Annotated in this window: 7 protein-coding genes; 3 read left to right on the forward strand and 4 right to left on the reverse strand. The window is 70.3% G+C overall.

What is annotated here, in order from left to right:
- Positions 1 to 238: 238 nt before the first annotated feature.
- Positions 239 to 1750: a DUF2868 domain-containing protein gene (locus AC1C2U_RS18665; protein WP_495363271.1), complete on the forward strand. Its 1512-nt coding sequence runs from the start codon at positions 239 to 241 to the stop codon at positions 1748 to 1750.
- A complete protein-coding gene (locus tag AC1C2U_RS18670; protein WP_495363272.1) occupies positions 1747 to 3327 on the forward strand; it encodes a DUF3482 domain-containing protein in 1581 nt (526 codons plus the stop codon). The genes AC1C2U_RS18665 and AC1C2U_RS18670 overlap by 4 nt, the downstream gene beginning before the upstream one ends.
- 31 nt (positions 3328 to 3358) lie before the next feature.
- On the opposite strand, the gene AC1C2U_RS18675 is transcribed toward AC1C2U_RS18670, so the two are convergent.
- The 3 genes from AC1C2U_RS18675 to AC1C2U_RS18685 are packed head-to-tail and all read right to left on the reverse strand — an operon-like array spanning position 3359 to position 9594.
- Positions 3359 to 7876, reverse strand: a complete 4518-nt coding sequence (locus tag AC1C2U_RS18675; RefSeq protein ID WP_495363273.1) for a hypothetical protein — start codon at positions 7874 to 7876, stop codon at positions 3359 to 3361.
- Positions 7877 to 7880: 4 nt separating this feature from the next.
- Positions 7881 to 8240: an O-methyltransferase gene (locus tag AC1C2U_RS18680; RefSeq protein WP_495363274.1), complete on the reverse strand. Its 360-nt coding sequence runs from the start codon at positions 8238 to 8240 to the stop codon at positions 7881 to 7883.
- Positions 8137 to 9594, reverse strand: coding sequence for a plasmid pRiA4b ORF-3 family protein (locus tag AC1C2U_RS18685; protein WP_495363275.1), 1458 nt, complete (start codon positions 9592 to 9594; stop codon positions 8137 to 8139). Before AC1C2U_RS18685 ends, AC1C2U_RS18680 begins: the two co-directional genes overlap by 104 nt.
- A 149-nt stretch (positions 9595 to 9743) precedes the next feature.
- On the opposite strand from AC1C2U_RS18685, the gene AC1C2U_RS18690 reads away from it, so the two are divergent.
- Complete coding sequence (locus tag AC1C2U_RS18690; protein WP_495363276.1) at positions 9744 to 9962, forward strand: hypothetical protein; 219 nt, start codon at positions 9744 to 9746, stop codon at positions 9960 to 9962.
- A gap of 128 nt (positions 9963 to 10090) precedes the next feature.
- Here AC1C2U_RS18690 and glsA read toward each other — a convergent pair whose 3' ends face one another.
- The gene (gene glsA / locus AC1C2U_RS18695) at positions 10091 to 11308 is read right to left on the reverse strand and encodes a glutaminase A (RefSeq protein WP_495363277.1); all 1218 of its coding nucleotides are present in this window, start codon (positions 11306 to 11308) and stop codon (positions 10091 to 10093) included.
- Positions 11309 to 11591: the final 283 nt, after the last annotated feature.

The following is an 11591-nucleotide window of genomic DNA, read 5'->3' on the forward strand; positions in this document are numbered from 1 at the left end:
CGCCGTCGCCTGGCATCGCGAGAAGCGCCCAGCCATGCGATTCCGGACGACCTACGCGGCCTCATTTGCGTGGTGCTCGGGTTCATCAGCCTCACCCTCCTAGACGACCCCTGCACCGCACGCCCTCCGAGGAGGTTCGCAGGGGATCGAATGATTCAGACCCCGGGCGTCTGCTAGGTCATCGCGGCGATCGCGTCGAGGAGCATGGGTGTCGCATCCACGCCATAGACTCCGCAGCATGGACGAGTCGGCCGCCCTCGAGACGACCGCGGCGCGCGCCGTCGAGACGGCCGATCGCGATTGCGTGCTGTGGTCCGATGCGGACCGCGAGTGGGCGAGCCGCGCGGCGGCGGCCGTTGTGGGGGAGCGGGCGAGCGCCGAGGAGTTCCTCGGGCGGCGCGCGCAGCTCGTGCTCGAGCGCATCGGCACACGCCAGCCCGCGGTGACGCGCACGGTGCGCGGCATCCGGTGGCGACCGTGGGTGGGGGTCGTGACGGTGGTCGCCGCGTTCCTGCTCGGCCTGCTGATCGACCGTATCGGCGGCGGGTCGAGCATCAACCTGCTCGCACCGCCGGTGTTCGCGCTCGTCGTGTGGAACCTGGTCGTGTACGTCTGGCTGCTCGTGCGACCGCTGGTGCTCGGGCGCGGTGCGGCCGGGCCGGTGCGAACGCTCCTCATCCGGGTCGCGTCGGTGCGCGCACCTCAAAATCAGACCCGAGTGGATGCCGCGATCGCCGCCAGGCGAACCGTGCCTGCAACGCTGCCCCGCGACTGGGCGCGCGTCGCCGCGCCGCTCTACGGAGCGCGCGCCGCGCGCGTGCTGCACCTCGCGGCGGCGGCGACCGCGGTCGGCGTGATCGCCGGCCTCTACCTGCGCGGGCTCGCGTTCGAGTACCGCGCGTCGTGGGAGAGCACCTTCCTCGGTGCCGAGCAGGTGCGCGCGCTGCTCGCCGTGACCTTCGCGCCGGGGTCATGGATCACCGGCATCCCGGTGCCCGACGTGGCCGCGATCGAGGCGATCCGCGCGCCCGCGAGCGAGAACGCCGCGATGTGGATGCACCTCATGGCTGCCACGGTCGCCGCCGTCGTCATCGTGCCGCGGCTCGTGCTCGCCCTCGTCGCGGGGCTCGTCGAGCGGCGCCGGGCGAAGCGCGTGGCGCTGCCGCTCGACGAGCCGTACTACCGCCGGCTCGTCGCGGCCTGGGTGGGCGAGCCGGCGCGGGTTCGCGTCATCCCGTACAGCTACACCCTCACGCCTGAGGCGCGGGCGGGGCTCGAGGCCGTGCTCGCGCGGGCGTACGGCAACGCCGCTGCGACCATCGACGCGCCCGTCGCGTGGGGCGATGACATCGAGCAGAGCCAGGCGACGGATGCCACGGGCACGGGGTTCGCGGCGGCCGGCGAGATCCGCCTGCCGCTGTTCAGCCTCACGGCCACGCCCGAGGATGACGCGCACGGGGCATTCCTCACGGCGCTCGTCGGTGGAGGCGGCGGGGCCGGCCGTGCCGCGGCATCCGGAGCCACCGTCGTGCTCGTCGACGAGTCGGCGTTCTTCGCGCGATGGGGCGATGACGCCCAGCGACGCGACGAACGCCGCGCGGCGTGGCGCGAGCTGCTCGAGGCGCACGGGAGCGTTCCCGTATTCGTCGACCTCGCCGGCCCCGACCTGGCCGGGGCTGAGGCGGAACTCGCCGCCGCGGCATCCGCTCGCGATGGCGGCGCCGCGAACGATGCGCGGGGGCGGGCATGAGCGACGACGCGGCATCCGTATCGCCCGACGCGCGTGGGGGTGTCGAGACGGCGGCTTCGCGGCCTACTCGACCGGTGGAGTCTCGACCGGCGGGGGTCGCCGGGCTCGACGCCGGCGCCGTGTCGCTCTCGCTCATCTCCCACACCAACGCGGGCAAGACGACGCTCGCGCGCACGCTGCTCGGGCGCGACGTCGGCGAGGTGCGCGACGCCCCGCACGTCACCGCCGAGGCGACGCCGTTCCCGCTCGTGCAGACATCCGACGGCGACCTGCTCACGCTGTGGGACACCCCCGGCTTCGGCGACAGCGTGCGGCTCGCGCGCCGGCTTCGGCAGAACCGCAACCCCATCGGCTGGTTCACGTCGCAGGTGTGGGACCGTTATCAGGACCGCGCGCTGTGGCTCAGCCAGCTCGCCGTGCGCAACGTCGCCGAGCAGGCCGACGTCGTGCTCTACCTCGTGAACGCCGCCGAGGCGCCCGCCGACGCCGGCTACCTCGCCCCCGAACTCGAGGTGCTCGAGTGGGTCGGCAAGCCCGTGCTCGTGCTGCTGAACCAGACCGGCCAGCCGCGCGAGCGGGCCGCCGAAGAAGCGGATGCCGCGCGCTGGCGTGCCGCGCTCGGCCCCTCCACCAACGTGCGCGACGTGCTCGCCTTCGACGCGTTCGCGCGCTGCTGGGTGCAGGAGTTCACGCTGTTCGCGGCGATCGAACCGCTGGTTCCGGATGCGTCGGGGCCAGCGTTCGCGCGGTTGTCGGCCGCGTGGCGCGACCTGCGCATGGTTGAGTTCGACGCGGCGATGTCCGCGCTCGCCGGGCCGATCGCACGTGCCGCCGCCGACCGCGTCACCCTGCCTCCCGAACCGCTCACGAACCGGGTCACCGGATCGCTCGGCCTGCCGAATGCGGCGCGCACCAAGGCGCGATCGGATGCCACCGACGAGATGGCCGCTCGCCTGCAGTCCGACCTGCGCGCGGGCATGGAGCGGCTCATCGCGATCCACCGGCTCGAGGGGCGAGCCGCCGACGAGGTGCTCGAGCGGGTGGCCGACGACGTGCACCTCGACGCGCCGCTCGACGGCACCCGCACCGCCGCGTTGGGCGGCGTCGTCTCGGGCGCGCTCACGGGGCTCGGCGCCGACCTCATGGCGGGAGGGCTCACGTTCGGGGCGGGCATGGTCGCCGGCGCCATCATCGGTGCGCTCGGCGGTGCGGGCGTCGCGCAGGGGGTCAACGTCGTGCGCGGCCGCACCGAGTCGAGCCTGCGCTGGGAGGAGGCGTTCCTCGACGGGCTCGTGACCTCGGCGCTGCTGCGCTATCTGGCCGTCGCGCACTACGGCCGCGGGCGCGGCGCCTGGCGGGAGGGCGAGTATCCGGCGCACTGGCGTCCGATGGTCGTCGAGGCGGTGGTCGCCGAGCAGGAACGGCTCGCCGCGATCTGGGCGCGGCGCAGCGAGGGCGTGGAGCGCGTGCAGCGCGGGCTCGAGGAGGCGCTCGCCGACGTCGCGCTGGGGCTCCTCGACGAGCTCTACCCTGGCGCGCTCGACGCCGATCAGGGGTCGGTCGCGGCCGAGCGATGACGACCGCGTTCGCGCGGGCGACGCTCGGAGCTCACGGCTGCTGCGGTGCGTTCGTGTTTCCCAACACGGGATGGTGTTCGGTGCGGGTTCCGTGCTCGAACACGTCGTAGTGACCCGTGCGGATGTCGGTGATCTCGATCGTCAGCCCCGGGTGCTTCTCCGAGAACCGCAGAATCACGCCGGACGTGGCGTTCCCCGACACGCCGGCGGCGCAGACGGAGCAGACCTCCTGGTCGACGGCGATCCGCACTCGCTTGCCGTCCAGGTCCTTCGGTTTGAGGTTCAGGTTGCGGATGCGTTGGGCGAGATCGTTGAGCAGCTGTTCCTCGGCGTGGAACTGCGCCTGTCGAGGCTGGTTGCCGGTCGGCCGGTAGGTTCGCGGCGGCAGCCCCTTCGACCCTTGCGGCGCCTCGGGTGAGCCGCGCACCAGATGGGCGGCGACTCCTGGAATGTCGGTCTCGAGTGCTCCCAGCGTTCCCGCATTCTCGGCCTGGCCGCGCGCTTCAACGGCCGCTGCGATCGCCGGGTCGTCCCCGGTCGCGCGGGCCCTGGCCTCCTGTCGTTCGGCTGCCTCGATGGCGCCACGGCGGCGCTCCCAGACCGATTCGGTGAGTCGGGCTTCGGCTTTCGGATCCATCCCCGTCCGGCGCGTGGGCTGCGGGCCGGGTGGGTTCGCGGGGTCGAGCGGCCGGAACACCGTCCCCGGCGCGGGCACGATCAGGCCGACCACATACTGCGCGGTGCCATCGCCCCTGGCCGCCATGGCCTCCAGCTCGATCTGGCTGTAGTCGCGGTCGTATCGGCGGACCAGGGCCTCGGCGGCGTTCGAATCGAAACGCGCCGATTCTCGCACGACCGCGATCGGCATGCTCGTGGCCAGGTATTCCGTGATCGGCAGGGGCTTCCGCTCGCCCGCAGCCACCTGCGTGAGCATCAGGTCCGCGACGTACCAGGCCGGACGGCCGCTGCTGGCCAAGGTCTGACGGACGACGTCGGGGGTCGACATCGAGCCGTACTTGTCCCGGTACCGGCGCTGCAGTTCCGCATGCGCGTCTGGGTGCTGTGGCTTGGCAGGATCGACGACCTTCTTCAGCAATGTCGTGTCCGTGTTCGTCCTGATCTTGGACGGCCGATCCTGCGCCGTGCTGAATTCCCGTTTCGCACGAGACCGATCCTCTGCCGCCACCCAGCCCCGGCCCTGGGTCACGTTGTCCACCTGGGTCCGGTAGTACGTCAACTGCGTGTCGAGGTCCTGGATCCGTGCGTCCAGCTCCTTCACTTCGACCGCGACCTTCGTGGGGTCTGCCTCCACCCGAGCCGCCCGCGCCTCGATCGAGGCTCTCTCGCCGTTCATCTCGTCGATCATCGCGCGCAGCTTCCGGATCTCGAGTCGGGCCTCGAATGCCTTGGTTCCGTAACCGGGCTGGTCCTTCAACCAATTCGTCACCTTCTCGATCAGCAGCTTCACCTTGCCGAGCGGTGTCTGATAGCTGTACAGGATCTTCGCGGTCTCGTAGTGCCGTTCGACGTCCACCTTGCCGGCTTCCGGTCCGACCTCCAGCCGAACCTTGCCGTCGTCGTAGTGCACCCGGACCGTACGCCCCAGCCTTGGATTCGGATTCTCGACGATCGCGACCTTCCCGGTCAGATCACCGAGGCCTTCGTGCAGCGCCGCGGTCGACCGGCGCGACCGGCTCGGTTCGGCGAACGCAGTGTCCAACGGGGTCGTTCCCGGATCGGTTTTGCCGGTCAGCGGTACCTCGGTGAACGGCGGGGGGTCGCCGCGGCGATCGACTCCGTCGATCTGATTGCGGAACGCACGCCACCCCTGCAGGTCGGGACTGGGCTGACCGGACAGCTTCTCGGCGGCCTCCAGTTCGGCGATCTTCTCGTTCGCGCCGTCGATCAGTGCTTTCCGCGTGGCCGGGTCCTTCATGATCGGGGCCAGGGCGTCGGCGGTCTCCCGCGCTCCGGTCGGCGCCGCTTTCTCGGCCAGTTTCCCGATACCGATCTCGATGGGCTTGGTGAGCAAGTTCTCCATCAGCTCCGTCACGTCCCCCATGATCTTCTCGGACAACAGGGCGAAGGCCCGTGCCTCTCGGAAATCGTCGGTCGAGCTCGCCTCCCAAAGGAACGTGGCGATGCCGACCAGCGCCGCAACGTTGCTCACGCCCTGCGATCTGAGATAGATCCCGTAGGCGAACGCCGCCAGATTTCCGATCGGCCCGAGCCGCTGCAGTACGTTCATGATCACCGTGATCTTGATCGCCTCACTGATGAGCTTCTGCAGGACCTCCGGCTTCAGCAGTGCGAACAATTGGGCGCCGACGTTGCGTTCCCGCTGCGCGATCAGGAAGATCGCGGCGACACGCACGCCCTTGGACTGGTTCTCGACGAAGAACGCGTCCAGATAGCGCTCCAAGTCGTCGATCAGCATCGTCGTCGGGCCTTTGCCGGCGCCCTGTGTGATGCGCTCGTCGGCCTTCTGCATCTGGCTCCGGAGCCGGGTCGCCGCCGAGGACGCCTCGGGTTGCTCGACTCCCTCCAGATAGCGCGCCGCCGCGGTGCCCTCACCGGCTTCCACCCCTCCCTTGCGGATGGCGGCTTCGCCCAGTGCCCTGCCGTTGGCCATCGGTCGATGGGTGCTGGCCCGAGTGGCCCTGTGCTGTCCGGCGGCGACCAGGTACTCGGCGACCTCGGCCGGCATCACCTTGTGCTCGCGGGCGACGACGCGCCCGGCCACCAGGTCGTGCACGTCGATGAGGTAGCTCCAGCCATCCCGAGCCTCGCTGCTGCGCAACCCGATGATCGGCTTGGTGTCCGGGATGATGCCGGCGGCGGCGGCCGCCTTCAGCGGATTCGGATCCTTCGCCACGTCGGAGAATTCACGGGCGGTTCGCTCCGTCCCGGCCCTGACGTACTCCGACCGCGACTGTGCTTCCCCCCGCTCATCGACCGGCACGGGCGGCGTCATCACGGGCACGACCTGTCCCTGCCGATTCCGTCCCATGCGCGGCTGGATCTCGCCGAACGAGAGGTCCGGAGACGCCGCCGAACCCGTGACCGGCGGCGCCACCCGCTCCGGCGCGCGGATCTCGCCGGAGAACTGCGACGAGGCCATGCCCATCAGGTTTCCGAGGAAACCGGAGAACTGGCTCAGCATCTGGGCCCGGATGATCGCGGCCGACATCTGCGCCTGCATCGGGATGGCCGCGTTGCCAAGGGCCGTCCAGCCCTGGTCGAGCATCACCCAGGCGGTGACCAGATCCATGTACTTCTTTTCCTGCGCGGTACTGAAGAACGCGAACCATCTCGCGTGCACCTGGCTCAACTCGTCCAGTCTCCACGTCGGCGACCTGGGCACCACCTTGTCCTTCAGGCCCTCGATTTCCTTGGCCTGACCTTCCAGACGGTTGGCGAGGTCGCCCATGAATTCGTTCGACGCGGAGTCGGTGGCCTTCGGAAACGCTTCCTCCGGTTGGATCTTCGAGTCAGCGGCGAGTCCGTAGTCCGCGATCCGCACCGGCGTGACGTTCTCACCGAGCAGTGAGAGGTCGGCGTCCATCGCCTTCATGGACTCGTTCTCGGTCTGCGCCTGGCTTCGAATCGCGGCGATACGCGGACCGGCCTCTGCCAGATGGGCATCGAGCGGCGCGGTCTTGCCGACGGCGGTGAGTTGCCGGTCGAGCAGGAGGGTCCGGCGGGCCAGCCGGCCGATTTCAGCGCCCAACGCCGCGCGATCGCCACCCTCGGGGGTCTGCGTGAACTCGGCCCGGACATCGGTCAGCCGGGCGAGGGTGCCTTCGAGCTCCAGGTCGAGCATCGACGACGCGTCGGTCAATGCGGTGACCGCGACTCGCAGATCATCCGTGACGAACGACAGGGTGTCGCCAGGCATCATGGACGGCGTGACCGCCGCGATGACGTGGTCGCCGATGTGCCCGGCGAGCATGCTGGTGACGAGTCGCAGTCCATAGGAGATCCGTGCGTCCGGGGCATCCTCATCGGAATTGCCGGCGTTCTGTGCCTCGCTCAGGCCCTTGAGCGCGGAGTAGACGTCATAGGTCGTATCGCCAACGGCGATGCTCGGGCCGAGAACCGTGTATGCCTCGCGCTCGACGTCTTTCCGCTGGTCCGTGGTCAGCGCGGTACCCGCGGCGCGGACCGCCGCCGCCGCCAATGCTTCGGCGAAATCGTTCTCCTCCCGGAACGTCGGGATGCGGGCCAGCACCGGCTCGATCAGCCGGCCGACGCTCGAAGCGGTCGGCGGCCCGGTGAGTGACGGGTCCGGGTTGCGGAGCACGGTGACCACGGCGTGGTTGCCGAGCTGGCGCTGCAGGGCGTGGAGTGGTGCCACCGGGCCGGCTTCCAGGTGCCCGCCGCCGAACAGCTGGGTCATTCCGGCATTGCCAACCGAGGCGGACAGGATCCCTCCCGGAGGAATGGTGGCCGTCCCGCCCTCCGCGAGCCCGTCTTCGGCGGGCGGTCGGCGGACGTCGCGGCGTGCGGCCGCCATGGCCCCGTCCGGAAACAGGCGCTTCTCGCCCATGCTCTCATCGTGATGGCGCCGGTGGCAGGTCCGCCAGGACCGCGAGTGCAGCCTTTCGTGCAACACCCGGCCGCTCGCCCACTCCCGCCCGTTCGAGGTTGGCGCGGGCCACGTCGGCGTGCTGCTGCTCGAGCTCCAGTGTCACCACGCGAGCATCGCTCGGGATGCCGCGGGCGAGCCAGATCGTCGAGTAGCCGCCGAGCGTGCCGATCTCGAGCACGCGGCGAGTCCGCGTCATCCGGGCGAGCAGGTGGAGGAGCTTACTTCGCCCTGAGCATCGCGCGGGCGAACGCCCGGCCCTCGTCGGTCGGTCGGGCGTCGCTGCTGCGCTTGCGACGCAGCACGCCGAGCTCGTCGAGCACACGCCACGCCTCCCCGACGAGCTCATGCGCGTCGGCATCGCTGATGGCGCTGCCGTCGCTCTTCAACCAACCGAGTTCCTTCAGGCCGAGCGCGATGGCGACGTCGTACACGCGCTGCACCGCGCTGCCGCCGCACGCGATCTCGACCGCGAACAGCAGCCTCGCGTCGCGGGCTGCCTGGTGCCGCGGACGAGTGACGAGCGCCGACGCGAGGTAGCGCCACAGCCCGACCGGATCCTCCCGCAGCCGCTTACCCACCGCCGTGGCGACGAGGCGGCCCTTCAGCACCCGCACGAGGCCGAGCGTGACGGCGTGTTCACGCAGCATCCGCATCGGTGGGGTCAGTTCCTCCCGGTTCGCCTCGCCGGTCCAGCCGTCGATCCACCCGGTCTCGACCATCCCCTCGCGCACGACCACGGGAGGCATCCACCCCGCCTTCGTGAGCGTGAGCCCGTCGCCGACGCGCCGGAGCAGCCACTCATAGGGGAGGGTCATCCGCTCCGCGACATCCGCTTCGACCTCGGCCGGCTCGAACGCACCGAGCCGCCGCAATCGAAGCCGCAGTTCGCGGCCGAGCGGTTCGGGCAGTCGGGCGAGCAGCTCGGCGATAGCCGCGTCGGGCGCGATGGATGCCTCGGCGTCGTCGTCGGGGTCAGGGGCATCGCCATCGGGGTCGAACTTGAGCGCGAGCTCGCGGTCGACACCGTCTTGGTCGAACGCCTCGGCGTCGAACTCGGACTCGGGCCACGCGAGCCACTTCGCCCAACCCGCGGCGCTCGCGTGCTCGGGCGAGCTCGGGTCGGCGAGCCGCTCGAGGAGTTCGGCGTAGCCGTGCACGCCGCCCGAATCCTCGAGGGGTCCGCGGCGCTCGCCGCGCACGAGCTCGGCTCGACGGGTCCATGGCGGCACCGATGCGCCCGGGGCATCCGCTCGCTCGCGCTCGATGAGTTCGATCGAGTGGTGCCAGTCGTCGCCGAAGTCGTACCAGTAGTAGAGCGGACCGTCGAGCGAATCGAAGACGGATGCCACGCGCGCATCGTGCTCGTCGACGAACGTGTGCTCGATCGCCCCCGGAAACTGGTCGTCGGACAGCTCGGCGAGTCCCTCGGCGGGCATCCAGCGCCGGGGGGCCCTTCCGATGTCGGAGATGCCGCCGCGCGGGCTGTACGGATCGAGCTCGCCGAACTCGTGCAGGTGCGAGTCGCGCCAGCCGAACGCGATCTGGATCACGTCGTGCAGTTCGTCGAGACGAAGCTCGCCGTCGAGGTCGACGGTGCGCCAGATCTCGGGGTCGCTGTCGATCAGGCTGATGCGCAGGCGGAAGCGTTCGCTGGGCTGTTCGCTGAGCTGAGTCACGCAACGATTCTTGCCGAATCGCGAGCGCTCGGCGCGGTCAATGGCGGGCGCGCCGGGCAGAGTCGGGTGGCTCGCGATATCCGTCGCGCAACCCCGTGCGGCGGCGGGGCAGGCGGAATAGCCTGAACAGATCGACCGAGGGGACGACCATGAGCGACACCACCGACCGCAACGACCGGGAGTTGCCCGACGACCGCGACTTCGCCGACGACGCGAACGAGCAGAAGCGCTTGCAGGCCGAGCACGCCCGCGAACTCGGCGTCGATCCATTCTTCGAGGGGGCGAACATCACGGAGAGCAACGGCCCCGACCTCGAGGGCGGCGACGACCTCGACACCGGCGGCGGCCACCGCACTCCGCGCGACTGAAGCCCGAGCCGAGGCAAGGGCTCGAACTCGTCGAGCACGAGCACGAGCACGAGCACGAGCGCGAGTGCGAGCGCGGCCACGCTGGACGGCCTCGCGGCGAGCGACGCCGTAGCGCGGTATCCGATCGCTCAGATCTCCAGCACGCCCTCGGGGTCACGGATCGCGACGCGGGGGCGCCCGTCGCGCGCCGGTCCCATGAGCGCGGGCGCGGCCGCGAACACGCGCTTCGAGCCCTCGCCGACGCGGGTCACGTCGGTGAAGTCGAGCACGAGGGATCCGTCATCGCTGATGAAGGGGGTGAGGCGTGTGAGCACCTCTTCAGCACCGGCGAAGAAGATCTCGCCGCGCAGTATCGCGATGGTGTCGGCGCCGTCGCGCTCGAGCGAGGCGATCGGCGAGAGCGGGGTTCCATGGTGCTGCAGCATGTGCAGGCCGTGCCGCTCCGAAAGGAGTTCGAGGGTCGCGATGCCGCGCGCACTGTTGCCGCGGGCGTCGAGGCGCGGGCTGAAGGTGCCGATGCCGAACTGGCCGGGTTGCACCGCTGCGATGCCGCCGCCGACGCCGCTCTTCGCGGGCAGTCCCACCCGCACGAGCCAGTCGCCCGACGCGTCGTACATGCCGCAACTGGTCATGACCGACATGGTCCACCGGGCTGCGTTCTCACTGATGACGCGCTCGTCGGTCACGGGATTCACGCCGCCGGTCGCGAGCGTCGCCGCCATGATCGCGAGGTCGCGCGCGTTGACGGTGAGCGAGCACTGCCGGAAATACGCGGTCGTCGCGACATCCGCCGTCGAACCGAGCGTGCCCATCGAGCGGGTGAGATAGGCGAGCGCGCGATTGCGATCGCCGGTGGATGCCTCGGACGTGAACACGTCTTCGTCGACCGCGAGATCGTGGCCGGCGAACCGTTCGAGACCTGCCTGCACGACGGCGAACTTCTCGTCGGCCGTGTCGCCGCGCATGAGCGAGGTCGTCACGATCGCGCCGGCATTGATCATCGGATTCAGGGGGCGACCGGATGCCGCGTCGAGACTGATCGCGTTGAACGGCTCGCCGCTCGGCTCGAGGCCGACATACCGGGTCACCTCGGCGAGGCCGAGCGCGTCGACGGCGAGGGCGAATACGAAGGGCTTCGACACCGACTGGATCGTGAACTCGGCATCGCAGTCGCCCGCCTCGTGCACGATTCCGTGCGTGCTCGCGAGTGCGGCGCCGAGCTGGTCGGGCTCGACCGTCGCGAGCTCGGGGATGTACGAGGCGACGGCGCCCTCGTTGAGCGGGCGAACGTCGTCGAGCACGGTCTCGAGCATGCGTCGAACTGGATCCCGCAATTCCGCGGCCATGGGGTCAGCTTAGAAGGTCGGGGGTTGGCGAGGTAGGGGCGGGAGTGGGGCGTGGGAGATTCGGTCGCGCGGAGGGTTCGGCGTTGACGGTACGGGAGCGCGGGGCTGCGCTCGATGCGGCTGTTGCGTTGCGAGGTGTGAGGTGTGCGGCGTGCGCTGTGCGGGTGAGGTGCGCGGCGGCGTGAGGGCTGACTCGTCCTCCACAGGTGACCGTCGGCGGAAGTTATTCACAGGCTGACCGGCAGTTTCGCTGCGGTTCCGGGTCGGTTGGAATGTCGGTGGG

This window comes from Agromyces sp. Y575 (assembly GCF_059445445.1).